The organism is Streptomyces lomondensis (genome assembly GCF_014651035.1).
Lineage (GTDB): Bacteria > Actinomycetota > Actinomycetes > Streptomycetales > Streptomycetaceae > Streptomyces > Streptomyces lomondensis.
The window spans coordinates 110,463-134,461 of sequence record NZ_BMWC01000005.1 but is presented as its reverse complement, the minus strand read 5'-3'; the positions used below and the strand labels follow the sequence as shown (position 1 = coordinate 134,461).

At 71.5% G+C, this 23,999-nt stretch carries 20 protein-coding genes and 1 pseudogene; 5 read left to right on the top strand and 16 right to left on the bottom strand.

What is annotated here, in order from left to right:
• Nucleotides 1-20: 20 nt before the first annotated feature.
• Both IE255_RS18970 and IE255_RS18965 read right to left on the bottom strand, forming a co-directional pair.
• A pseudogene (locus IE255_RS18970) lies at nt 21-776 on the bottom strand (aminoglycoside phosphotransferase/kinase family protein); the annotation flags it as partial.
• Nucleotides 769-1,356 carry a TetR/AcrR family transcriptional regulator gene (locus IE255_RS18965; RefSeq protein ID WP_190051501.1) on the bottom strand — a complete coding sequence of 196 codons (588 nt, stop codon included), beginning with the start codon at nt 1,354-1,356 and terminating at the stop codon, nt 769-771. The gene IE255_RS18965 and the pseudogene IE255_RS18970, both read right to left, overlap by 8 nt.
• Nucleotides 1,357-1,459: 103 nt before the next feature.
• Between IE255_RS18965 and IE255_RS18960 the strand changes: the two genes are divergently transcribed.
• On the top strand, nt 1,460-2,161 hold the full coding sequence (locus IE255_RS18960; RefSeq protein ID WP_190051500.1) for a CPBP family intramembrane glutamic endopeptidase: 702 nt from the start codon (nt 1,460-1,462) through the stop codon (nt 2,159-2,161).
• A gap of 5 nt (nt 2,162-2,166) precedes the next feature.
• Here the strand turns inward: IE255_RS18960 and IE255_RS18955 are convergent, their stop codons facing one another.
• Nucleotides 2,167-3,486 (bottom strand): jacalin-like lectin, encoded by a 1,320-nt coding sequence (locus IE255_RS18955; RefSeq protein WP_190051499.1) that lies wholly within the window; start codon nt 3,484-3,486, stop codon nt 2,167-2,169.
• A 248-nt stretch (nt 3,487-3,734) separates the two neighbouring features.
• On the opposite strand from IE255_RS18955, the gene IE255_RS18950 reads away from it, so the two are divergent.
• Together IE255_RS18950 and IE255_RS18945 are read left to right on the top strand one after the other, a co-directional pair.
• Nucleotides 3,735-5,429: a PHP domain-containing protein gene (locus IE255_RS18950; protein WP_190051498.1), complete on the top strand. Its 1,695-nt coding sequence runs from the start codon at nt 3,735-3,737 to the stop codon at nt 5,427-5,429.
• Nucleotides 5,426-5,938, top strand: coding sequence for a hypothetical protein (locus IE255_RS18945; RefSeq protein ID WP_190051497.1), 513 nt, complete (start codon nt 5,426-5,428; stop codon nt 5,936-5,938). The genes IE255_RS18950 and IE255_RS18945 overlap by 4 nt, the downstream gene beginning before the upstream one ends.
• A 28-nt stretch (nt 5,939-5,966) precedes the next feature.
• Here IE255_RS18945 and IE255_RS18940 read toward each other — a convergent pair whose 3' ends face one another.
• Together IE255_RS18940 and IE255_RS18935 are read right to left on the bottom strand one after the other, a co-directional pair.
• A complete protein-coding gene (locus IE255_RS18940) occupies nt 5,967-6,734 on the bottom strand; it encodes a hypothetical protein (protein WP_190051496.1) in 768 nt (255 codons plus the stop codon).
• A 73-nt stretch (nt 6,735-6,807) separates the two neighbouring features.
• Nucleotides 6,808-7,881, bottom strand: a complete 1,074-nt coding sequence (locus IE255_RS18935) for a glycoside hydrolase family 10 protein (RefSeq protein WP_229906477.1) — start codon at nt 7,879-7,881, stop codon at nt 6,808-6,810.
• A 116-nt stretch (nt 7,882-7,997) separates the two neighbouring features.
• Here IE255_RS18935 and IE255_RS18930 point away from each other — a divergent pair, with 116 nt between their 5' ends.
• Nucleotides 7,998-9,296: an MFS transporter gene (locus tag IE255_RS18930; RefSeq protein WP_229906476.1), complete on the top strand. Its 1,299-nt coding sequence runs from the start codon at nt 7,998-8,000 to the stop codon at nt 9,294-9,296.
• 37 nt (nt 9,297-9,333) lie between these two features.
• Here the strand turns inward: IE255_RS18930 and IE255_RS18925 are convergent, their stop codons facing one another.
• From IE255_RS18925 to IE255_RS18880, 10 genes are all read right to left on the bottom strand, one after another.
• Entirely contained in the window at nt 9,334-10,299 is a 966-nt protein-coding gene (locus IE255_RS18925) for an AraC-like ligand-binding domain-containing protein (protein WP_190051495.1), read from the bottom strand.
• A 415-nt stretch (nt 10,300-10,714) separates the two neighbouring features.
• Nucleotides 10,715-11,521 carry an ABC transporter permease gene (locus tag IE255_RS18920; RefSeq protein WP_190051494.1) on the bottom strand — a complete coding sequence of 269 codons (807 nt, stop codon included), beginning with the start codon at nt 11,519-11,521 and terminating at the stop codon, nt 10,715-10,717.
• Between the two features lies 1 nt (nt 11,522).
• Entirely contained in the window at nt 11,523-12,326 is an 804-nt protein-coding gene (locus tag IE255_RS18915; RefSeq protein ID WP_190051493.1) for an ABC-2 family transporter protein, read from the bottom strand.
• A gap of 1 nt (nt 12,327) precedes the next feature.
• A complete protein-coding gene (locus tag IE255_RS18910) occupies nt 12,328-13,323 on the bottom strand; it encodes an ABC transporter ATP-binding protein (RefSeq protein WP_190051832.1) in 996 nt (331 codons plus the stop codon).
• A gap of 139 nt (nt 13,324-13,462) precedes the next feature.
• Complete coding sequence (locus tag IE255_RS18905) at nt 13,463-16,333, bottom strand: glycoside hydrolase family 2 TIM barrel-domain containing protein (protein WP_190051492.1); 2,871 nt, start codon at nt 16,331-16,333, stop codon at nt 13,463-13,465.
• A gap of 12 nt (nt 16,334-16,345) precedes the next feature.
• Nucleotides 16,346-17,230: a carbohydrate ABC transporter permease gene (locus IE255_RS18900; protein ID WP_190051491.1), complete on the bottom strand. Its 885-nt coding sequence runs from the start codon at nt 17,228-17,230 to the stop codon at nt 16,346-16,348.
• Nucleotides 17,227-18,198, bottom strand: coding sequence for a carbohydrate ABC transporter permease (locus IE255_RS18895; RefSeq protein WP_190051490.1), 972 nt, complete (start codon nt 18,196-18,198; stop codon nt 17,227-17,229). Before IE255_RS18895 ends, IE255_RS18900 begins: the two co-directional genes overlap by 4 nt.
• 20 nt (nt 18,199-18,218) lie before the next feature.
• On the bottom strand, nt 18,219-19,484 hold the full coding sequence (locus tag IE255_RS18890; protein WP_190051489.1) for an ABC transporter substrate-binding protein: 1,266 nt from the start codon (nt 19,482-19,484) through the stop codon (nt 18,219-18,221).
• A gap of 220 nt (nt 19,485-19,704) precedes the next feature.
• Nucleotides 19,705-20,952 carry an ROK family transcriptional regulator gene (locus IE255_RS18885; protein WP_190051488.1) on the bottom strand — a complete coding sequence of 416 codons (1,248 nt, stop codon included), beginning with the start codon at nt 20,950-20,952 and terminating at the stop codon, nt 19,705-19,707.
• Between the two features lie 195 nt (nt 20,953-21,147).
• Nucleotides 21,148-21,924 carry an ANTAR domain-containing protein gene (locus IE255_RS18880; protein WP_229906475.1) on the bottom strand — a complete coding sequence of 259 codons (777 nt, stop codon included), beginning with the start codon at nt 21,922-21,924 and terminating at the stop codon, nt 21,148-21,150.
• A gap of 228 nt (nt 21,925-22,152) precedes the next feature.
• Between IE255_RS18880 and IE255_RS18875 the strand changes: the two genes are divergently transcribed.
• A complete protein-coding gene (locus IE255_RS18875) occupies nt 22,153-22,503 on the top strand; it encodes a helix-turn-helix transcriptional regulator (protein WP_190051486.1) in 351 nt (116 codons plus the stop codon).
• Nucleotides 22,504-22,591: 88 nt separating this feature from the next.
• Here the strand turns inward: IE255_RS18875 and IE255_RS18870 are convergent, their stop codons facing one another.
• Complete coding sequence (locus IE255_RS18870; protein ID WP_190051485.1) at nt 22,592-23,854, bottom strand: D-arabinono-1,4-lactone oxidase; 1,263 nt, start codon at nt 23,852-23,854, stop codon at nt 22,592-22,594.
• Between the last annotated feature and the right edge of the window lie 145 nt (nt 23,855-23,999).

Genomic DNA, 23,999 nt, shown 5'->3' with positions numbered 1-23,999 from the left:
CGCGAGGGGGAGGGGGCGGGCCAGTTGAGGGCCGTGGCGAAGAGCATCGAGAACGACTCGGGGCCCGTGACGACGGCCCGGCCCCCGGCCGCGCGGTACGCCCGCGCCAGGCGCCGGGCCGCATCGGCGTTCACCTAGTCTAGGAGGACCGGGCCGTCCGGGCCGACCAGGACGTTCTGGGGCTGGAGGTCGAGGTGCGAGGTCACCAGGAGGCCGGGGGGGCGGACGGAGTCACCCAGTGGGCGAGCCGGGGCGCGGAGCCGGCGGCAAACCGGTCCAGCTCGTCCGACCACGGCAGGCCGGCGTCCCAGTCGGCGCCGTCGGGACAGCTCTCGTACCAGTCGCTCGGCGTCCCGGCCGCCCCCTCACCCGCCCGGTGCGGCAGCGCCATGGTCCGGCCGAACCAGTCCAGGACCTCCGGATCGGAAGGGTCCGCACGGGTGCCGTCGACCCAGTCGTACAGCTTCACCCAGGAGCCGCCCGGGGAGCCGGGACGGGAGACGGGCGCGCCGTGCCGGTTGCGGAAGAGGCGCGGCGCGGCGATGCCCAGGCCGGCCGCGGAGTCCCGTAACGCGACCTCGCGGCCGACCTGGGCCTCGTCACAGCCGAAGAGGAGCTCCTTCACGGCCCACGAGGAGCCGTTCCCGGAGAGAGAGCTTCCAGATCCGGCCCAGCGCGCCCCGGGTGACGGGCGTCCTGGTCCAGGGGCCGGGGCCGAGCGCGTAGGCCTCCGCGATGGACGTGGCTGTGTGGCCCGGACGGGCGCCTTCAGGCATGGGGAGTCCTCTCCTCGCGTGGCCAGTTCTCCAGTGCCACGTGCAGCGCGTCGACCGCCCTGTCCCAGGACGCCTGTACGTCGCGGGGCGCGCCGAAGCCGCCGGTGGCCTCCAGGGAGCAGTAGCCGTGGAAGGCGCTGCGCAGCAGGCGGACGGCGTCGGTGAGGTCGGGCTCGTCCAGGCCGTAGGCGCGGAGCAGGCCGTAGGTGATCTCGGCGGTGCGGCGCAGGGCGGGGGCATCGGCGACGAGGGACTGGTCGATGCGGATCTGGGTGGCCGCGTACCGGCCCGGGTGTTCCAGGGCGTAACCCCGGTAGGCGGCGGCGAAGGCGGCCAGCGCCTCCTTGCCGGACCGCCCGGCGACGGCCGCCGCGATGCGGTCGATCATCTCGCCCCCGGCCAGCAGGGCGACGCGGGTGCGCAGGTCCTGGAGGCTGCGGACGTGCGAGTACAGGCTCGCGTCCTTGACCCCGAAGCGGCGTGCCAGCGCGGAGACGGTGACCTTCTCGAAACCGATCTCGTCGGCGAGGTCGGCGGCGGCCGCGACGACCCGCTCGGCCGTGAGACCGGCTCTCGGCATGGCATCCGCCTCCGTCACGGCCGGACCTGGAGCTTCCCGGCGAGAGATCCTAGTACGTGTCCCGTGTGCCCCCGGCTGCCGCGAGGGGGATCCTGGAACGACCATGCCGATCGTCTGCGTCATCGCCGTCCTGGCCGCCGTGAACCTGCTCAACAACTGGCTGCTGCCCGGGCAGGTCGCGTACGTCGTCGTCTGTGTGGCCGCCACGGGCGTCCTGCTGCTGCTCGCCCGCTGGGACGGTCTCACCTTGGCCGATCTGGGGCTGGACGCGGCGGGTGTGCGCCGGGGGCTGCGGTGGGCGCCCCTCCTGGCCGGTGCCGTCCTCCTCGTCCTCGTGCTCCTCCTCGCCGTCCCGGCCGGCCAGGATGTGTTCCGGGACGCCAGAGCGGTCGACCTGTCCCTGGGACAGGTGCTGTGGCGGGCGCTGGTGCGGGTGCCCTTCGGCACCGTGCTGCTGGAGGAGACCGCCTTCCGCGGTGTGCTCTGGGCCATGATCCGGCGGCGGCGCGGAACGGCCTGGGCGACCGCCGTGTCGTCGGTGCTGTTCGGCCTGTGGCACCTCATGCCCTCGCGCGGCCTCAACCGCTCCAACACCGCCGTCGGCGAGGTCTTCGGCGGCGGCTCGGCGGGTGTCGTACCGGCCGTCGCGGCGGCGATCGTGGCGATGATCGCCGCCGGGGCGGTCCTGTGCGAGCTGCGACGCCGTTCCGGCAGCCTGCTGGCGCCCGCGGCGCTGCACTGGGCGGTCAACGGCTTCAGCTACGCCTTCACCTGGGCGGCGAACCGGTGGTGGCTCGCCGGCTGAACGGTTCAGCGGATCGGCGCGTACACCACCCCCAGCTTGTCGATCTCCTCGCCCGCGCGGCCGGTGAAGCCCACGATCTGCCAGCCGGACGGGGCGGTGAAGGTCTTCGCGGCGGACGTGGCCGTGCCGGCGGACAGGGTGCGGCCCTGGTCCGTCGTGAAGGACGCCGAGAAGATCCGGGTCCGGCCGTCCTTCTGGCCCTGCGTCAGCTTCACCGAGGTCAGGTGCTCGCCGGAGGCGAGGGTGAGGGACGTCGCCGTGCCGCCCGTGCCGCCGTGGGCGAGGGTCGTGCCGCCGTCGTGGGTGAGGGACACCGCGTCCAGGCGGGCGCTGCCGCGCAGCGCGAGGGTGCGGGGGGCCGGGGTCGCCGGCAGGTCGTCCGCGTCGTTGAACGCCGTGCCGTGCGGGCCGCCGAAGAAGTCGCTCGCGCGCAGGCCCGGGTTGAGCGTGTAGGAGAAGTCGACCGTGTGCGGGAAGTGGTCGGAGAGGTGCTTGCCGTCGGAGCGCAGGAAGGACTCCCAGGCGTTGTCGTAGCGGGTGGCCTTCAGGTTCACGAGCGGGCTGCCCCGGTAGAGGACCTTGTCCACCACCTCGCAGTCGTTCGTCGGCGCCGCCGCGTCGCAGACCAGGGCGTCGCCGCCCTGCGCGGGCGGTGTGCCGCCCTTGACCAGGTCCACCCAGGGGTCCCTCAGGCCGTTCTCCGACAGCAGGGTGCGGATGTTGTCGCCGGCGCGCGTGTACCGCGTGTTCGTGTCGCCCATGACGATCACCGCGTTGCCCGCGGAGTTGGCCTGGATGAAGTCGGACAGCTGCTCGATGTTGGCCCGGCGGGCGGCGAGGGCGGCGTCGTCCGAGTCGGCGTTGGTGTGGACGTTGTACAGGTCGACGAAGACGCCCTCCGCCAGCCTGACCCGCGCGAGCGAGAACCCCTTCGGCGTCAGGCAGTTGGTGCCCGTGCAGTTGTTCCACTTGACCCGCTGGAAGTCCTCGTAGGGGTGGTCCGAGAGGGTGTTGAGGCCGTCGCCGAAGGCCGCGCCGCCGCTGGTCGGCGTGCGGTACGGGTGCTTGTCGTTGGCGTACAGCGCGGCGTGGTAGTTGAAGTCCTCCTGCACGTTGACGATGTCGTACGGCCCGAGCCGCTGCCCGATCAGCGGGGTGTTGGTCTCCGGGTCGCTGTCGCCGAGGCCGAGCGGGAGGCCCGCGATGTTGTACGTCAGGACGTCGAAGGTGCCGGAGTCCGCGGCGGCCGCGGGGGTCGCGGAGGTGACCGCGAGTCCGGTGACGGTGAGGGAGGCGGCGGCGAGGGTGCCGAGGAGTCGTCTCATGGGGGGTGTCTCCGGGTCGGAGGAGCAGCGAGGAACATGAACGGTGCTCAGATTTGATGTCAACGAGTGTGACGGACAAGGTCAGTTGAGGAAACAGTGAGGGATGAGGCGAGCCGTCGCACCCGGGCCGTCTGTCGATCACCCCCTGGTTGTTCAACGTTCATGTTTCGCCTCGATCCTCCACACGCGGCGCGGTCACGCGCCGTAGAGGGCAGCCGCGGACGGCAGCGGCACACAGGAGGCACTGCATGGGACACGGGCACGCACACGGCCATCACCACCACGGGCACGACCACGAGCACGAGGCCGCGCCGGCCCTGCCCGCCGCCTTCGACCCCGCCGTCCCCGACGAGGCCCTCAGCCCCGAACAGCGCTCGCGCCGCTCGCTGCTGCGCCGCGCCGGACTGCTCGGCGCGGGCCTGGCGGCCGGGAGCGTCCTCGCCCAGGCGACTCCCGCCGCCGCCACGAACGGCCGCCGGACGAACGGCTTCCTGTGGCTGGCCGGCGACCACCACATCCACACCCAGTACAGCAACGACGGCAAGTACCGCGTCGTCGACCAGGTCCGCCAGGGCGCCAAGCACGGCATGGACTGGCTGGTCATCACCGACCACGGCAACGCCACGCACGCGAAGATCGGCGTCGAGAAGGTCAACCCGGACATCCGCGACGCCCGGTCGGCCTACAAGGACACCCTTGTCTTCCAGGGCCTGGAGTGGAACATCCCGGCCGCCGAGCACGGCACGGTCTTCGTGCACCCCGGCCGGAACGAGGTCGCCGTCCTCAAGCAGTTCGAGACCGACTACGACGGCAGCGTGAAGGGCGCCTCCGACTCCACGCCCGCCAACGAGGCGCTGGCCGTCGCGGGCCTGAACTTCCTCGCCGAGCAGGTCCGGCGGCGCAAGGTCAAGGACGCCCTGATGCTCGCCAACCACCCGGCGCGGCGCGGCGTCGACTCCCCGCACGAGATCCGCGCCTGGCGCGACGCCACCGGCACCCGGCACCGGATCGCCGTCGGCTTCGAGGGCGCGCCCGGCCACCAGGCCGCCGGCCTCCCCGCCCCGCTCGGCATGGCCCGCTCCCGAGGCCTCTACGACAACAACCCCGGCGCCAACTCCTTCCCCGGCTACCCGCCGGAGAGCTACCGCACCTGGGGCGGATTCGACTGGATGACCGCCACCGTCGGCGGCCTGTGGGACAGCCTCCTCGCCGAGGGCAAGCCCTGGTGGATCACCGCCAACTCCGACTCTCACCAGGTCTACGCCGACACCGCCGTGCGCGGCGGCCCCGACAGCGACTACGCCGCCAACGGCAGGCACACCGACCCGGTCTACGGCGGGAAGATCGACCTCACCCAGGGCGACTACTGGCCCGGCCAGTACAGCCGCACCCACGTGGGCGCGGACGGCTTCTCCTACGCCGCCGTCATGGACGGCATCCGCGCCGGCCGCGTCTGGGTCGACCACGGACAGCTCCTCAGCGCCCTGGATGTCCGGGTGTCCGGCGGCGGCCGGTGGGCCACGCTCGGCGGCGCCCTGCACGTGCGCAAGGGCACGAAGGCCACGCTGACCGTCGACGTGACCCCGGCCGGCGGCCCCAACTGGGCCGGATTCGTCCCCGACCTGTCCCGGGTCGACGTCATCCAGGGCGATGTGACGGGCCCGGTCGCGGACCGCGACACCTTCACGGCGCCGACCGCGAAGGTCGTCAAGGCGTACGACGTGAGCAAGGCGACCGGCACCGTCCGCCTCACGTTCGAACTCGGGCGCGTGGAACGGCCCGTGTACCTCCGGCTGCGCGGCGCGGACGGAAACCGCTCCGCCGTCGGCGCGATGGGCGCGGCGGTCGACCCGGCGGGCCCCGCCCTCGACCTCGCCGGCGACGCCGACCCGTGGCGCGACCTGTGGTTCTACTCCAACCCGGTGTGGGTCCTGCCCTCGTGACGCCGTACGCCCTCACCGTGGACGCGGGGATCAGGGAGCTGCGCCCGGCCGACCATCTGCTGCACACCCTGGCCGCCGAACTCGCCCTGCCCGAGGGGGCGTTCGGCTGCACGCACCTCGTGCGCGGCGAACGCCCCCGGGTCGTCCTGTCCCTCACCCTGCCGTCGGAGCCGCTCCAGCGCACCGCCCTGGAGCGGCTCACGGCCCTGGGACACGAGGTGACGCTCGGCGTGCCGGACCCGGTGGGGCGCGCGGTGCTCTACCCGGGCGCCGCGTCGCTCACCGGCACGCTGCCGGTCGGGGACGTGCTGTCCCGGTCCGCGATCGACCGCGTGACGGTCCTCGGCACGCCGGAGCCACCCGCCCCGGACACGCCGCTGGCCACACGGGACCACGTACGCCCGCAGTGGCAGGACGGCGTGCTCGTGCTGACGGCCATGCCCGCCGCGGGCGGCACCCTCGTCCCGTTCGAGGTCCCGGACCCGACACCGTGCTGCGCGGACCACTGACGTCCGTCCAGTGGACCGCGTCCGTCGTTCAGGGCTGCCGCAGCAGCTTCAGGTCCTCGCCCCAGGAGTCGAGGACCCGGTCGTGGCCGGCCCGGCGCGCCCCTTCCTCGATGTCGGTGAAGAGGGCGCGCTGGGTGGGCGGGTCGCCGTCGGCCAGGATGCGACGGAGGACCGGCAGGAGCCGGCTCGCGTCCCACCGGGGCTCGCCCAGCGGCTGCCGCTCCAGCTCCCACCGGAGGAACTTGTTGTAGGGCCGGACGCGGCGGTGCAGGGCGAAGAGCACCTCCAGGGCGTACGGGACGGTCTCGGCGGCATCCAGGTGGCCCATGTCGGGGCGGCCGTCGCGGTAGCTCTTCAGGGAGCGGTAGGTCTGGTTGACGTAGGCGTCGAGCCAGCCGTCGACGGCGGCCCGGGCCTCTTCGGCGCGCAGCGTCCGCTTCTCGTCGACGATCCGGGCGATCGCCCCGTCGAGCCGGTCGAGCAGGACCTCGGCGTGGACGTAGGAGTAGCGCGCGAAGCTGTCGGGGCGGCCGGGCATGCCGCGGGTGCGGAACTCCGCCAGCGGGATGACCACGAGGTCCAGGTGAGCGGAGCGGAACCAGTCCAACTCGGCGATCGGCGAGGCATGCTGGTCGCTCAGGATCACGTGCAGGTCGTAGTCGGAGTGGACCGTCGGCATGCCCTCGTGCACCCGGGAGCCGCTGAGGACCAGCCCGACGACGCCGGGATCGGCGGCCGCCCGTGCGGTGAAGGCGGCCAGCGTGTCGTCAGGAGTTTCGCCCAGGGTGATGCCCATCGTGATCTCTTCACCTCGCGGTGCGGACGTTACCCCGCCCGCACCGCCCGCCGGTATCGATTTACGCCTACGTCTAGGCCTGTGGGTTGAGCCCGTTGGACAGACCGGTGTACGCGGGCTTCGCCCCGTAGCTCTCGTTGTACGGCAGGGCCGCCCCGTAGCCGTTGAACGTGCCGGGCACCCACGAGTGCTTGTCGGTGATGCCCCACACCGTGACGCCGGCGCAGCGCGGCACGCCCAGGCAGTTCTCGCTGGCCGTCTTGTAGTCGGCTGACTGCTGGGCGAGTTCGGCCGAGGAGGCGGGCAGCGGGATGCGCACGTCGAGTTCGGTGATCGACACCTCCAGGCCGAGGTCGGAGAAGCGCTTCAGGTTCGCCTTCATCGACGCGGGCAGCTGGCCGACGACGAAGTGGGCCTGGAAACCGATGCCCTGCAACGGCACGCCCTGGGCGAGGAGTTGCCGCGCCAGGTTGTACAGGCCGTCGCTCTTGGCGTTGTCCGCCTCGATGTTGTAGTCGTTGATGTACAGCCTGGCGCTCGGGTCGGCCGCGTGCGCCCAGCGCAGGGCGTTGGCGATGTAACCGGTGCCGAGCTTGCTCTGCCACACGGAGTTGCGCATCGAGCCGTCCTCGTTGAACGCCTCGTTGACCACGTCCCAGGAGTAGATCTTCCCCTTGTAGCGGCCGACGGTCGTGTCGATGTGCTTCTTGAGGATCGTGTTCAGCTCGGACGCCGAGAAGTTGCCGTTCGCCAGCCAGGACGGCAGCTGGGAGTGCCAGACCAGGGTGTGGCCGCGTACGCCCTGGTTGTGGGCGGCGGCGTGGTTGACCAGCCGGTCGGCGGCGGCCCAGTTGTAGCTGTTCCGGCTGGGCTCCAACGCGTCCCACTTCATGGCGTTCTCCGCCGTCACCGAGTTGAACTCCCGGTTCAGGACGGTGGTGTAGGCCGACTCGGTGCGCAACGGCCCGTCGGCGACGGCCGCGCCGATCCGTACACCGCGGGCGTCGGCGTAGCCGCGCAGCGTGGTGGCGGCGGAGGCGTCAGGGGTGAACTGCGGGAGCGCCACGGTGGCTGAGGCGACGAGTGCGCCGGCGGCGGCGAGCGTGAGGGGACGCGGGGCCCGGCGGCCTCTGGGGGTGTGCGGCACGGCTCCTCCTGTGGGGTGGGGATGCGGGTGCGACATCCCCCGGTCGCCGCCGGGCGCCATAAGGTTGCCCAGGACTTGGGACATGGGACTTGGGACTCGGGACGCGGGGAGGCGGCATGACGCACGAGGCGGCGCGGCGCGCGGACGAGCCGGGCGGCGGCACCGCCTCCGACATCTCCTCCGACACCGCCGACGAGGCCTTACGCGGCGCCCGGCCGCTGTGGCGGCAGCGGGACTTCGGGATCTTCTGGGCCGCGCAGACCCTCTCCGTGCTCGGCGACTCCTTCGCGCTGATCGCCCTGCCCCTGCTGGTCCTGGAGGCGACGGGGTCGATCGCCCGGATGGGCCTGCTGACGGCGGTGGGCGGCGCGGCGGCGGTCGTGGCGGCCGTGTTCGCCGGGGCGGTGGTGGACCGGGTGGACCGGCGCCGGCTGCTCATCGCCTGCGATCTCGTCCGCATGGGGCTGTACGGGGTGATCCCGCTGGTGTGGCTGTTCGGCCCGCAGATCTGGCTGCTGTACGCGGTGCTGCCGCTGTGCGAGGCCGGCGGCATGCTCTTCGCGGTCGGCTACGTCACCGTCGTGCGCGGCCTGGTCGGCACCGAGCGGCTCACCGAGGCCAACGGCCGCCTCAACGCGACGGCCGCGGCGGCGGGCGTCCTCGGGCCGCTGTGCGCGGGGCTGGTCGCCGCCTGGTCCGGCCCGGCCGCCGCGGTCGGTGTGGACGCGGCCAGCTTCGGGGTGTCGGCCGCGTGCCTGTTCTTCGTGCGGTTCCGCGCCCGCCCGGGAGACGAGCGGACGGGCAAACGCGCCGGACTGTGGCAGGACCTGCGCATCGGGATCGCCTTCCTCGGCGGCCACCCCGTCCTGCGCTCCCTCACCGCCCTGCTGTTCGTGTTCAGCTTCCTCACCCTCGGCCTGAACGACCTGGTCATCTACCACCTCAAGCACGACCTCGGCCACGGCGACGGCACGGTCGGCACCGTCATGGCCGTCGGCGCGCTCGGCACCATCACCGGCGCCCTGCTGGTCGCCCGGATCCGCCGCCGGCTCGGCTTCGGGCCGACCTGGACCGGATCCGTCGCGGTGTGCGGACTCGCGTTCGCCGGACTGGGCTGGGCCCGTGACGTCCCCGTCGTCGCCGCCCTCTGCGCGGCCTTCCTCGCCTGCGTCGGCATGGCGGGCACCTGCTCCATGTCCCTGCGCCAGGAGGTGACCCCCGAACCCCTCCTCGGCCGCGTCACCTCCGCCTTCTGGACCCTCCAGTACGCCGCCGCCCCGATCGGCGCCGCCGTCATGACCTGGGCCGCGGAACACCGGGGCACCGCCCCGGTCAGCCTGGCCGCCGGCACCTGCTGCGTCCTGATCGCCGTGGCCGCGCTGTTCACCCCCGTCCGAGGAGCGGGCCGGGGCTGACGGAGCACACCGGCGCGCACACCGGCGCCGGCGCCGGTCAGGAACCCTGTTCTTGCAGACTGGCCCGGTACACGGTGGGTGTCATGCCTGTCGCGGCCTTGAAGGCGCGGGTGAAGTCCGAGGCCCGCGGAAAGCCCCATCGGGCACCGACACTGCCGACCGGTACGGCGCGCAGGCCAGGGTCGGCCAGGTCCCTGCGGCAGCGGTTGATCCGTTCGCCGCGGATCATTCCGCTCACGGTCTCACCACGCGTTTGAAAAATGCGGTGCAAGGTTCGTGTGGAGATGCAGTGTGCCGCGGCGACAGCGGGAGGCGTGAGGTCGGGGTCGTCCACATGGCGGCGGATGAACGCGAGGATCTCGTGGTAGAGAGCCTCGGTGCGTGCCTCCGGTGCCAGTGCGGACGTCTGCTCGCACTGTCGGGCGACGACAGCGGCCGCGAGATCCACGATCGTCGTGCCGAGCCTGGCGCGGTCCCGGTCGGTGAGGTCGGTCTCCGTATCGGCCAGGGCGCTGAGTGTCTGCCGGAAGACGTGACCGATGCCGGTGGATCCTGACAGCCTCGACCCGCACAAGGGGGCAACCACCTTGTCGGGCAGCGGCATCAGTTCCCTGGGAAACTGCACCAGGAGCGAGCCGGCTCCCCGCCCGTCGGTTCCGACCGAGGCTTCGAAGGGCCGGGAACTGTCGTAGAAGATCAGCTCGCCCGGGTCGAGGGACGTGCGGTGACCGGCCTGTTCGATGCCCTGCCGCCCCGAGGTGATCACGGCGAGCTGGTACAGCTCCAGGTCCGACTGCCGGACATGGCGGGGCGAGCGGTAGCAGGAGAAGGGGGTGAACACGTTCGCGGAGAGCTGGGCCGGCCCCAGTTCCATGACAGAGATGCGCGCCGCGAAGCGTTCGGGCTCAGGGACCAGGCAGCGCTTCGGCACCAAGGCCAGCGCTGCGGCCTCCATCCAGGCTGCGGTCTTCTCGTCCCGCAGCAGGCCGTCCGTATCCAGCACCGTCCTGAACAACAGAAGCCCCCGGTCAGTCCCCAGCAGCCCATGGCCGATCCCCGGACCGCGTCACCACAATCGCACGGGAAGGCACCATCTGCGTCAACTATCCCCGGCAGGCCGGAGGTTACACCCGAGCGGAGCCGTCGGGCGTCAGCCCTGTTGGCGCTGAGCGCCAAAAGGGAGGCGCTGAGTGCTAACGACAGGGCCGCAGCCCGGCAGCATCCTGATGCGGCGTGCCAACGCGCCACCGGGTACGCCGCCTTCGAGGGGCACCCACAGGGGCAGTGGCGACGCGTCGGCCAACGGGGGGGGCCGACGCGTCGGCACGGGGGCACAGCCGCGGGGGAGGCTGTGCGAGGGGGCGGCGTGCCCGCACGAGGAAGGGAGGGCCCGCAGTCGGCTGCGGGCCCTCCAGGCGTCATCCGTTGATCCCGGTGTAGTGCCGCAGACTCCACCGCCACACCAGCCGCGCCCCCAGGTACGCCAGCAGCCCGAGCAGCGGTGCGGACGCCGCCAGCCAGTACGGCACGCCGGTGGTGTGGCCGTGGCCGGTCAGGACCGCCGCCGGGAAGTAGGCGACGAACGCGAGGGGGAGACCGTAGGTCAGGAGGCCGCCCACGGCCTTCGGCAGGACGTTCAGCGGGTAGCTGCCGAAGGTGCCGAGGAGTTCCTCCAGCCAGCGGCCCCAGTAGTCGGCGGCGGGGAAGCGCAGGCCCGCGGAGGCCACCAGCGTGAACAGGGCGGCCTCCAGCAGCATGCCGCCGAGGACGGCCGCGATCAGGTACGAGACGCGGCCCGCCGTCCAGTCCAGGTCGCTGCGCGACAGCGCGCCCACCATCAGGCCCGCCGCGACCGTCAGGTCGCCGATCGCGTTGGTGGGGAAGAACGCCAGCTGGATCTGGCGGTGGACCGGCATCGGACGCATCAGGTAGATGTCGATCCGGCCCTCCTGGATCTGCCGGCCCGCCCAGTGCATCCGCCCCAGGAACAGCACGAACAGCCCGTGCGCCAGCATCCGCGTCGCCGGGATCAGCAGCACGTCCGAGCTGTCCCAGCCGCCCATCCCGGCGAACCGGGACAGCAGCACCGTCGCGAACACGATCACCGACACCTGCCAGATCGCGCCGATGGCGATCATCAGCAGGAACTCGGTGCGGTACTCCATCTGCGCGCGGAAGTTGAGCGCCGTCACGCGCCACACGATCCGCAGTGCCTTCAGCGACATCTCAGCCTCCCTGCGAGATCACGCGCCGGGCGGCCCGCCGCCACAGCAGCCGGGTGAACAGCGCCAGCACCACGACCCACGCGGCCTGGACGGACAGCTGGAACGCCGCGTCGGACAGGGGGATCCGCCCCACGTACAGCGACAGCGGCACGCTCAGCGTGGCCTGGAAGGGCAGGAAGGCGCTCATCGTCACGAACCAGTCCGGGAAGAACCACAGCGGCGCGTACACCCCGGACAGCAGGTTCTGCGCGAACAGCAGGATCAGCATCGCGGCGGTGTTGCGGATCGTCCAGAAGCACAACTGGTCGAGCACGAGCATGACGTAGTACAGCACCCACTGCCCCAGCAGCATGCTGAACACGAACACCCCGGCCACCGCGGCCGACCGGGGCGGCTCGACCAGCCCGAAGGCCAGACAGACCAGGTAGCCGGTCAGCGCCCAGGCGAGCCCGTACAGCTGCTCGCCGGCGGCCCGCAGGGCGTAGTAGCGCTGCGGCGGCAGCGGGCGCAGGTACCAGTAGACGATGGTGCCGAAGTGCATGTGCTGCAGGACCGTGTCCCGGCCCGCGTACTGGTCCAGCTCCCGCAGGCGGGAGGCCAGCACGGCCAGCACGGCGTAGGTGACGGCCTGGTCGCGGCTCAGCCCGGCGGTCGTGCCGGTGTGCGCGTACAGGCCGCGCCACAGCGACCAGACCAGCACCACCTGCACGGTCAGCCGGAGCGCGACGGCGGTCATCCGGGGCGGGGCGTTCAGCTCGCCCAGCGGGGTGACGCGGGCGGCGCGCCAGGCATGCGGGACGGCCACGTCAGACCTCCCCGACGTGCACGTACGCGGCCCGCATCACGTCCTCCAGGTCCGCCTCGTCCAGGGCGATGTCGGTCACCTCGAACCGCTCGATCACGGCCTTGAGCGCCTGGTGGACGGTGGGCGCGTCCGCCCCGTCGGGGCCGAAGACGACCTGCGCGCCGGTGTGCCGCAGCAGTGTGGTGCCGGGCGGCGGCACGACCTCGGCGTGCGGGTCGGCGAGCGTGGCCCGCACCTGCCAGGTCGAGCCGAACTTCCGGCGGATCTCGTCGAGGGTGCCGTCGAGCACGAGCCGGCCGTGGTTGACCAGCACCACCCGCTCGGCCAGCCGCTCGACCTCCGTCATGTCGTGCGTGGTCAGCAGCACCGTACGGCCGCGCTGCTCCACCTGGTGGCGCAGGAACTCCCGCACCTGCTCCTTGACCACCACGTCCATGCCGATGGTCGGCTCGTCGAGGAACACCACCGGCGGGTCGTGCAGCAGCGCGGCGGCCAGATCGCTGCGCACGCGCTGGCCCAGGGAGAGGTGGCGGACCCGGGTGTCCCAGAACGACGACAGGTCCAGGATGTCGTCGAACTCCTTGAGCCGGGCGGCGTGTTCGGCCTTCGGCACCTCGTAGATGTCCCGCAGGATCGCGAACGACTCGCGCACCGGCAGGTCCCACCACAGCTGCGTTCGCTGCCCGAACACCGCGCCGACATTGCGGGCGTTGCGCTCCCGCTCGCGGTACGGCACCACGCCCGCGACCCGGGCCTCGCCGGCCGTGGGCGTGAGGATGCCGGTCAGCATCTTGATGGTGGTCGACTTGCCGGCGCCGTTCGGGCCCAGTAGCGCGAGGAGTTCGCCCGGGGCCACGTCGAAGGTGATGTCGGTGACGGCGTGCTTGGCCACCCGCTCCGGGTTGACCAGGGAGCGGACGGCGCCCAGGAAGCCGGGGCGGCGGACGGTGGTGTGGAAGGTGCGGGACAACCCGCGGACCTCGATGGCGACACTCAACGGACCCACCAACTTCCTTGCGGTGAACGCAGTCGCGGCCGGTCGGCTACGAGGGCCGACCGGCCGCGGATGACGTCCCGACACTGTCGGAATGTCGATCAATTGGTCAATCGATTAATCGAGTTCTTACCTCGATTTCTTACGTGGTGGTCGAGAACACGAACGCGAACTCCGCCGGCTCGGCCTTCAGGAAGTACTGCGGCAGCGGGCCCGGACCGCACGACTGCGAGCCGATGCCGTGCTGCCCGTGGTCGAGGTTGACCCACACCGTGTCGCCGGGCGTCAGGTCGGTGCGGTGGCGGGCCGCGTCCAGCTGCTCGGTCGTCCAGCGCCGTGCCGTGAACCAGAACTCCGGGTCGCCCTCGATCCTGAGGCCGCCCAGCTCCACCCAGCGGACGTCGGCGCGGGCGCCGTTCTCCTGCGGCCGCAGGTACGGCGTCTGGAGTTCGTCCACGCTCGACTGCCAACGGCCGATCATGGACGCCGTCCTGGTGTCCGGGTACGCCTCGCCCGGGCCGCCGCCGAACCACTCCACCCGGTCGGCCTGCGCCAGCCCGAAGCGGACGCCGAGCCGGGGCAGCGGCACCGTCCAGTCGCCCTCCGGCGTCACGGACACGGACAGCCGCAGCCGCTCGCCGTCGGACGTCCAGCGGTACACCGTGTCCAGGCCCACCTCGCGGGCGGCGGGCGCCACCCGGGTCCGCACCGTCAGCGCGTCGTCACCGGCCTCGACCGAGACCAAGCGGTGGCGCATCCGGTGCAGGCCGAGCGTGCGCCACAGCATCCCGTAGCGGGTGTCGGTCTGCCACTCCGCGCCGGCGTCGTTGTCGGTCGGCGCCCGCCACACGTCCAGCCGCGGGGCGCTCACCTCGACGTCGCCGATCGACCGCAGCGCACCGGTGCGGGCGTCGAACTCGGCCGGGCCGAGGGTGATCCGGTCCGCCTCGCGCACGGGCCGGTCGGTCGCCGGGAAGGACGGCAGCGGCCGTGCTCCCGCGGCGAACTGGCCCCAGGCCACGACGTGGTCCTTCGCCGCCCACAGCGTGTCGTCCGCGAGCAGCGCCCGCACCGTCCACTGCCGCTCGCCGCCGCGGCCGTCCACGGGCGGCTCCGGCAGCTTCACCTCGGCGCTCTCGCCCGGCGCGAGCGCCGGCACCGCGAGCGCGCCCGACTCGACCGTCTCGCCGTCCACCTGGCACGACCACTCGAAGGCCAGCGCGGACAGGTCGGCGAAGTCCTGCTTGTTGGTGACCCGCACGATGCCGTTCGCGCCGTCGCCCTCGATGTGGACCGGCTCGATGACCTTCTTGTACTCGACGAGACCCGGCGACGGCGTCCGGTCCGGGAAGACCAGTCCGTCGCAGACGAAGTTGCCGTCGTGCAGCTCCTCGCCGAAGTCGCCGCCGTAGGCGTAGCCCAGCTCGGGGTGCTTGACGCCGTGGTCGATCCACTCCCAGATGAACCCGCCCTGGAGCCGCTCGTACTTCTCGAACAGCTCCTGGTAGTCGGCGAGCCCGCCCGGGCCGTTGCCCATGGCGTGGCCGTACTCGCACTGGATGAACGGCAGTTCGCGGCGCTTGCGGGTGCCGCCGTCGAGCCGCTGCCCGATCTTGTCGACCTCGTCGTGGAAGGCGTACATCCGCGAGTACACGTCGGTGTCGCGGCAGTTCCAGTCGCCCTCGTAGTGCACCAGCCGCTCGGGGTCGCGGTCGTGGATCCACTCGGCCATGGCGGTGAGCCCGCGGCCGGTGCCGGCCTCGTTGCCCAGCGACCAGAACACGATCGACGGGTGGTTCTTGTCCCGCTCGACCATCCGCGCGGCGCGGTCCAGCAGGGCCGGGGTCCAGCGGTCGTCGTCGACGGGGTTGTCCCGCCAGTCCTGCTCCGTGAAGCCGTGGGTCTCCAGGTCGCACTCGTCGATGACCCACAGCCCGTACTCGTCGCACAGGTCCAGGAAGGCCGGGTGCGGCGGGTAGTGCGAGGTGCGCACGGCGTTGAGGTTGTGCCGCTTCATCAGCAGCACGTCCTCGCGCATGGTCTCCAGATCGAGGGCGCGGCCCTTCTCGTGGTGCCACTCGTGCCGGTTGACGCCCTTGAAGAGGACGGCCCTGCCGTTGACCTTGATGAGGCCGTCCTCCAGGACGACCGTGCGGAACCCGATCCGCAGCGGCACCCGCTCGCCCTCGGTGGCCAGCACGCCGTCGTAGAGCTTCGGCGTCTCGGCGGTCCACGGCTCGACGGCGACCGTCACCGACTCGCCGGTGGCGATATCGATGTCCAGGGCGGGGACGGTCACCCGCCCGTCGACGTCGGAGTCGACGCGCAGGGTGCCCTCGCCGGTGGTGTGGTCGTAGGAGGCGTGCACGAAGAAGTCGCCCACGCCGCCCGCCGGGCGGTGCAGCAGCGTCACGTCACGGAAGATGCCCGGCAGCCACCACTGGTCCTGGTCCTCCAGGTACGAGCCGGCCGACCACTGGTGGACGCGCACGGCCAGCACGTTGCCGCCCGGCTTCAGCAGGTGCCCGACCGCGAACTCGTGCGGCAGCCGGGAGCCCTTGAACTCGCCGAGCTCCGTGCCGTTCAGCCACACCCGGGCGCAGGACTCGACCCCGTCGAAGCGCAGCACCGCCCCGCCGTCCGACGGCCAGTCGGACGGCAGGTCGAAGACGCGCAGGTGGTCACCGGTCGGGTTCTCCGTCGGGACGTGCGGCGGGTCCACCGGGAACGGGTAGAGGTGGTTGGTGTAGATGGGGGAGCCGAACGCCCCGTCGCCCTGGAGGACCCAGTGCCCGGGGACCGCGACCTCGGCCCAGCCCCCGGCGTCGTAGCCCGGCTCGGCGAACGCGTCGTCCTCGGCGTCGGCCGTCGCCGACAGCCGGAACCGCCAGCTGCCGTTGAGCGACAGGGACGGCGCGTCCGAGGACGCGTACCAGGCGCGGGGCGGCAGGGCCCCGCGGCCCGGGGAGACGTCCTCGACGTAGTCGGCGGATGGGGAGGTGCGGTAAGACATCGGTCTCCTAGCTCAGCCCTTGATGCCGGTCTGCGCGATCCCCTGCACCAGCCAGCGCTGGAGGAAGAGGAAGACGAACACCAGGGGCAGGATCGAGATGGCGGTGGCCATGAAGATCAGGTGGTAGTTGACGGTCTGGTTGGTCATGTACGACGACAGTGCCACCTGGACCGTCCAGGCGCTCGGGTCCTGGCCGATGACCAGCGGCCACAGGAAGGAGTTCCAGCCGTTGATGAACGTGATGGTCGCGATCGCCGCGAAGAAGTTCAGCGAGTTCGGTACGACGACACGCCAGTACGCGCCCCAGTAGCCGAGCCCGTCCACGCGCGCCGCCTCCTCCAGCTCCTTCGGGAACCCCAGGAAGTACTGCCGGAACAGGAAGCACGTGAAACCACTGAAGAGGCCCGGGATGATGAGACCCCGGTAACTGTCCACCCAGCCGAGGGACGAGACGAGGACGAAGCTCGGCACGAAGGTGACCGCGGTGGGAACCATCAGGGTGGCCAGGACGGCGTAGAACACCTTGTTGGCGTGCTTGTACGGGATCCGGGCGAGACCGTACCCGGCGAGCGAGCAGATCAGCAGGATGCCGGCGGTGTGCAGGACCGCCACGACCACGGAGTTCCACAGGGAGCGGGCGAAGTCGACCGTGACGTCGTCGAACGGCTCGGTGATGTTGCCCCACTGGATGGTGGTGGGGAACCACTTCCAGTTCTCGCCCGTGATCTCCTGGTCCGTCATCAGGGCGTTGCGGACGATCAGGTAGAAGGGGATCAGGAAGAGGACGGCGGCGATGCCGGTCGCGATGTACAGACCGGTGTTGCCGATCACACCGCCGCCGCGCTTGGCCTTGGCCGGCTTCGTGACCTTCTTGATGTCGGGTGCTGTGGTGGTCACTTGGACTCCTCACCCCTTCCGAAGCCCATGATCTTGCCCTGGAACAGCGTGACGACGCAGATGAGCAGGGTCAGGACGACCGCGCCCGCGCTGCCCACGCCGTAGTTCTGGTTCTCGCCGAGGGCCATCTTGTACAGCTCGACCAGCGGCGGCTGGCCCCAGGTGGCCTTGGAGAGCAGGTTGAAGAACTCGTCGAAGGCCTGGTAGGCCGCGATGAGCAGGAGCAGGATCACCGCGGTCGAGGTCGCCCGCAACTGGGGCAGGGTGATGTGCCGGAAGGTCTGCCAGCCCGGCTTGGCGCCGTCGATGGAGGCGGCCTCGTACAGCTCCCGCGGGATGTTCTGCAGCGCCGCCAGGAACAGGATCATGTAGAAGCCCGACTGGAGCCACAGGCGGACGGTCACGATGACCAGCCAGTACCAGGGCGGATCGGGGTTGGCCAGCCAGGCGACGTTGTCGATGCCGAACCAGCCGATGACGGTGTTGGCCAGGCCGAAGCGGACGCCGTTGAAGATGGACATCTTCCAGATCAGCGCGGCGGCGACGTAGCTGACCGCGGTGGGCAGGAAGAACACCGACCGGAAGAACGCCCGCATGAACCGCAGCCGGTTCACCAGCAGGGCGAGTCCCAGCGACATGGCCCAGGTGGCGGGCACGATGAACGCGGCGAACACGGTGAACGTGACGAGCGAGTTCAGGAAGTCGTCGTTCGTCAGGATCGACTTGTAGTTCTCCAGGCCGACGAACTCGCTCGGTGTGACGGTGAAGCGCGCCTCGAAGAAGCTGAGCCAGATGCTCCAGCCGATGGGCACGAAGACGAAGATGATCAGGCCGATGAGGAACGGCCCGGTGAAGAGCCAGAAGTTGAAGGTGCTGCTCGCCCTGAGGCCCCGCCGCGGCCGGCCCTTGGAGACCTTGGCCGGGGCGGGGCTGCTCTCGGCGACCCCGGGTGTGGTGGTGGTCGACATGTCGAGATCCGTCCGGCGGCCTAACCGAAGAGCTTCTTGAGCTCGGCGTCGACCTTCTTCTCAGCGGCGTCGAGCTGGGCCTTGGGGTCACCGTTCTTGCGGACGGAGTTGGCGAACACGTCCTCGGTCGCGGCGATCATGGCCTGCGTCCAGCCGATGTTGTCGAAGTGGCCGAACTCGTTGAAGAGCTTCACGCCCTCGGCCGGCAGGCCGGACTTCAGCTTGTCGGCGGACTCGGCGAGCGAGGTGCGCGGCGGGATGTGGAAGCCGTAGGAGGTGGCGAAGTCCTCCTGGTACTCCTTCTGGTCGATCCACAGCCACTTGACGTATTCCTTGGCCGCGTCGACGTTCTTGCCCTTGGCGTTGACGAACATCGACCAGCCGCCGTTGTAGACCGACTGCTTGCCGGCCGAGCCGACCTTCGGGAACGGGAAGATGCCGATGTCGTCGCCGAGCGCCTTCTGCATGGCCGGCATGGCCCACATGCCGCACCACTGCATCGCGGTGAGGCCCTGGATGAGGGCCGACGGGTCCCACGAGTCGGCGGGGGCGTCGAGGAGCAGGTTGCCGCTGGTGAAGAGACCGCGCAGCTGCTTGAGCCCCTCGGCGACCGCGTCGGTGTTGAAGGCGGGCTTGTTGTCCGGGGTGAGGGTGTCGGCGCCGGCCGACCAGATCAGCGGGCGCACCACCGGGGTCAGGTCGTTGCCGAGGAAGAGGCCCTTGACCTTGCTGGTGGTCAGCTTGTCGGCGGCCTCGATCAGCTCCTCCAGCGTGGTGGGGACCTCGATCTTCGCCTTCTCGAACAGCGAGGGCCGGTAGAAGAGGAACTGCGGGTCGTCGATCATCCGGATGCCGTATATCTTGCCGTCGACCGTGTGCGACTTGATGTCGGCCTGGTTGAAGTCGCTCTTGACCGGCTCGATGATGTCGGTCAGGTCCGCCACCTGACCGCTCTTGACCATCTGGATCTGCGGGTGGAACTCGAAGACGTCCGGCGCGTTCTTGGTGAGCAGCGCGGCGAACAGCTTCTGCTCGAAGTTGTTGCCCGTGATCCACTGGGTGGTGACGTTGGCTTCCTTGTAGGCCTTCGCGTAGCGCTTGACGGCCTGCTCCACGCCGGGCTCGCCGTACGCGTGGAAGTACTGGACGAGGCCCTCGCCGGACCCGGCCCCGCCGCCCCGGCCGGTGTTGCTGCCGCACGCGGCCAGTCCGCCGGCGGCGGCCAGGCCCATCGCGGCCCGCAGTACGGTTCGGCGGTCCCAGTTGCTGTTGCTCGATGCCGACATGCTGACGTCCTTGTCTCGAGTGCGGCTGCGGCTCTTCGGCTCACTGCCTGATGGCGCATGGCCCGGTGGCTCGCGCCAGATGGCTCAAAGGAAGGTGCGGTGCGGGACGCTAAAGCTTCGACTAAGGCTTCGGCAAGGGGTTGGACGAAGTCTGTTCGAAGCGTTGCGTCCGGTTCGCGATTTCGAACACGCGGAGGTGGCGGAGGAGTTGCTTCCGCCGTTACGAGGGTGGTGCGGTGGTGCGGCTCCGCACGGGGGTGGTGCGTTTGCCGTTCTTCTGCCCGACGGTCTGGAGCGCGCCCTCCAGCGCGAACGTCGCCGCGCCCAGGCACACCGGATCGGTGGGGATCGGGGAGAGGACGATCTCGGTGGCGGCCAGCGGCCGCGGCAGCGCGTGCCGGGCCACGGCCTCGCGCACCTCGTGCAGCAGCGGTTCGCCCAGGGCGAGGGCGACCCAGCTGCTCAGCACGACGATCTCGGGGTTGAACAGGTTCACCAGGTCGGCGACGCCGGCGCCCAGGTAGCGGGCGGTCTCGTGGACGGCGCGGCGCGCCACCGGGTCGCCCGCCGCGACCCCGCGGGCCAGCGCGTCGATGGTCGCCGTCTGGTCCTCGGGGTGCAGCAGCGTGCTGTCGGGGCCGGCTTCCCGCAGGTTCATCATGATGCCGCGCGCGCCGACGTACGCCTCCACACAGCCGTGGTTGCCGCAGCGGCACAGCCGCCCGTCCAGCACCATCGTCGTGTGGCCCCACTCCCCGGCGCTGTTGCTCACCCCGCGGTGCAGCCCGCCGCCCAGGACGAGCCCGGCGCCCACCCCGGTCCCGAGGTTGACCACCACGGCGTTCCCGCGCCCGCGCGCGGCCCCGAACCACAGCTCGGCCACCGCGCTCGCCCGGAGCGGGTTGTCCAGGTACAGCGGGTAGGCGATGTGCTCGGTGAGCAGGTGGAGCAGCGGTACGTCGTGCCAGTCCCAGTTGGGCGCGTACTCCGAGATGCCGGTGGCGCGGTCGACCTGCCCCGGCACGCTCACGCCGACCCCGAGCACCCGGGCGCCCTCGATCCCGGCCTGGGCGACCACCGAGCCGACGGCGGTGGCGACATGGGCGACCACCTGCTCGGGCAGGCTCTCGCTGGCCCGGACGTCCTCCTCGGCGCGGGCCAGGACGTTCAGCCCCAGGTCGAACAGCTCCACATGGACGTACGTCTCGGCGATGTCGACGCCGATCAGCGCCCCGCCCGAGGTGTTGACCGCCACCAGGCCCCGGGGGCGGCCGCCGGCCGAGTCCTCGAAGCCGACCTCCGTGATCATCCGGAGGTCGAGCAGCTCGCCCACGAGGGTGGCGACCGTGGCGAGGCTGAGGCCGGTGGCGGCGGCCAGCTCCTGTCGCGAGGTGGGTGACGCGGCGATGATCTGGCGCAGCACCTCGTAGCGGTTCGCGGTGCGGATGTCACGTGATGTGCGCTTCACCGGAGTGCCCCATCCTCTCCCAGGCCGGCCCGGGCCGGGTCGACGTCGGCACCGGCGCGGCGCAAGGCTATGGGCTGCCGGGACTTTCGACAAGGGGTTAGGAAAGGGGCTTTATAAAGTGCGGCGCTGGTGAGGGCCGGTGGCGGTCGGACGTGGCCCGACCATGATGCCCTGGAGGGGGTGAAGGCGGGTGCGTCAGTCCCCGTCCTCGGCCGGACCGCTCGCCGGGCACATCGCCGTCTCGCTCCGGGTGCTCGCGCCGGCGACCGCGGCGGCGAGCTGCTGCCGCACCGGCTCGGGCAGCGTGCTGCCGTGCACGCTGCCCACCAGGTCCCGGGCCAGGTGGTGCAGCTTGGTGTTGGTGTTCTGGGAGGTCCTCACCAGCACGCTCCAGGCCGCCTCGGGGCTCAGGCCGAAGGACGCCATCAGGATGCCGCGGGCCAGATCGATGGTCGGCCGGGTCTGCATCGCGCGTCGCAGCTGGGCCACTTCGGCGCGGAGGTCCTGGTCGGCCTCGGCGTCGGTCACGGCTCCGGGCTCGGCGTCGGTCACGGCTCCGGGCTCGGCGTCGGTCACGGCTCCGGGCTCGGCGTCGGTCGCGGCCCCGGGCTCGGTCTCGGTCTCCGGCCCGGTGCCGGGGGCGGCCGGGCGTACGGCGTTCTCCCGCGGGTCCGGCTCCGTGAACAGCTCCCGCGTGCCCGTCAGGTCGAGCAGCCGCTCGACCGCGAGACCGCTGGAGCGGACGGTGACGGTCTTGCCCTGGTCGAGGGCGCGCGTGCGCAGGTCGAGCAGCACGTTGAGGCCGGAGCCGTCGCAGAACCCGACCGCGTCCAGGCGCAGGTCGATGCCGCTGCCGGAGAGCGTGAGGATGTCGTGCAGCTCGGGCAGGAGCCGCCGGCTGCCCAGGTCGAGTTCGCCCCACAGGGTCACGCTCATCCGGTCGCCGTCCGGTGCGACGTCCACGGTCGCCATGCAGGGCGGGATCGCCGTCGCCGCGGCGTTTGCCGCCGCGGGTCGGGCGCCCTCCCGGGCGTGCGGCCGCGCAGAGTACGCCGGCTCCGGCATGGCTGTCGTCTCCCTTGTCTGTTCGCCCTGCCTCCGCTTTCCAGCGTTGCCCCTCTACCCCAAACACGTCAACCAATACACGAAACGCAGTACGTGTTTTTGGGTGCGTGAATGTTCGGTCGCTAGAGTTGGAGCATGGACGGAGTGCCCGAGCCACACATCGGATGGACGTTCCTCACCAACCATGCCCGGGTGCTGGCAGCCATCGCCGACAATCACAGCGCCCGTATCCGGGACATCGCGGCCCACTGCCGGCTCACCGAACGAGCTGTCCAGAAGATCATCGCGGACCTGGAGCAGGACGGATACCTCTCCCACACCAGGGAGGGGCGCACCAACACGTATCGGATCGACCCCGCCAAGGTGCTGCGCCACCCGGCCGAGGCGGGTCTGACCGTGGCGTCCCTGCTCTCCCTGCTCGTCAAGGACGAGGCCGACCGCGCCACGAGCCCCGGCCCCTTCGAACGGCCGCGCGCCTCGACCTGACCGCCCGGCCGTCCGCCCCCGGACGGGCGGACGGCCGACCGCATCACCGGGGACCCGTCGCGGTGCGGGTGCGGCTCTGCGGCAGGCTCTATGCCCGGGGCGCCGCCAGCACGTCCCGTACGAAGGCGTTGGCGAACGTCCCTTCCGGGTCCAACTCCCGCGCCAGCGCCGCGAAGTCGCCCAGCCGCGGATACAGCCCCCGCAAGCCCGCCGCCGGCACGGTGAACACCTTCCCCCAGTGCGGGCGCGCCTCGAAGGGCGCCAGCGCCGCCTCCACCCGCCGCACCACCGGCAGCACCGCCCGCGTGTCCTCCACCCACGTGAAGTGCGCGGCCACGGTGTCCCGGCCGTGGGACGGGCTCAGCCACTGGTCGTCGGCGGCGACCGTGCGCACCTCGCAGATCCGCAGGACCGGGGCGATCGTCTCCCGGATCGCGTCGAGCGCGTGCAGCATCCCGACGGCGTGCTCGCGCGGCATCAGGTACTCCGACTGCAACTCCGCCCCGCTGCTCGGCAGGAACTCCGCCCGGAAGTGCGGCAGCCGCTCGTGCCACGGCCCCGGCACCCCGAACTGCTCGGTGCAGTTGACCGCCGGCATGCCCGGCACCGGGTGCATCTTCTCGGTGGCGGGGGCGGCCCAGGGGAAGGCGGGCAGCGGCTGGTCGGTGCGCCGCTTGAGCCACACCTGCCGGAAGCCCGGCGCACGCCAGTCGGTGAACAGGCTGACGCTGTACGCCGTCGCCATCACCGTCTCGAACGTCCCGGAGTCCAGTCCCTCCAGCGGCAGTTCGGTGAAGACGTGCTGCTCGACCTCGAAGGCCGGCTCCAGGTCGAGGGTGAGCGCGGTGACGACGCCGAGCGCGCCCAGCGACGTGACGGCCCCGCCGAACCGCTCCTCGCCCCGGCCCAGCGCCACCGTCGAGCCGTCCGCCGTGACCAGCTCCACCTCGCGCACGGGCGTCGAGAGCGGGCCGTTGAGCACCCCCGAGCCGTGGGTGCCGGTCGCGACCGAACCGGCCACCGAGATGTGCGGCAGGGACGCCATGTTGGGCAGCGCGAGACCGTGCCCGTGCACCCGGCGGGCCAGCTCCGCGTAGCGCACGCCGCCGCCGACCCGGACCGTACGGGCCGCCGTGTCGACGTCCACCTCCGGCGGCAGGTCGGCCAGCGACAGCAGGACGCCCTCGGCGCCCGGCTCGGCGATCTCGTTGAAGGAGTGACCGCTGCCCAGCACCCGTATGCGGTCAGTGTCCGCGACGAGCGCGCGCAGCGCGGTGAGCGAGCCCGGCCGGTGCAGTTCCTTGGCCGCGTAGGTGATGTTGCCCGCCCAGTTGGTCACGGTCCCGTTCATCGCGTCGTCCTTCCCCGAGGCAGCGGGGACCGGGAAGGCCCCCGCCGGAACCTACCCGGGCCCGTCGTCCATTGCCGCCGTCGCCCCGGTCCGCATACCGTTGAGGGAAGGTAGAGAGCGGTTTCTACCCGGATCGCCGAGCCGG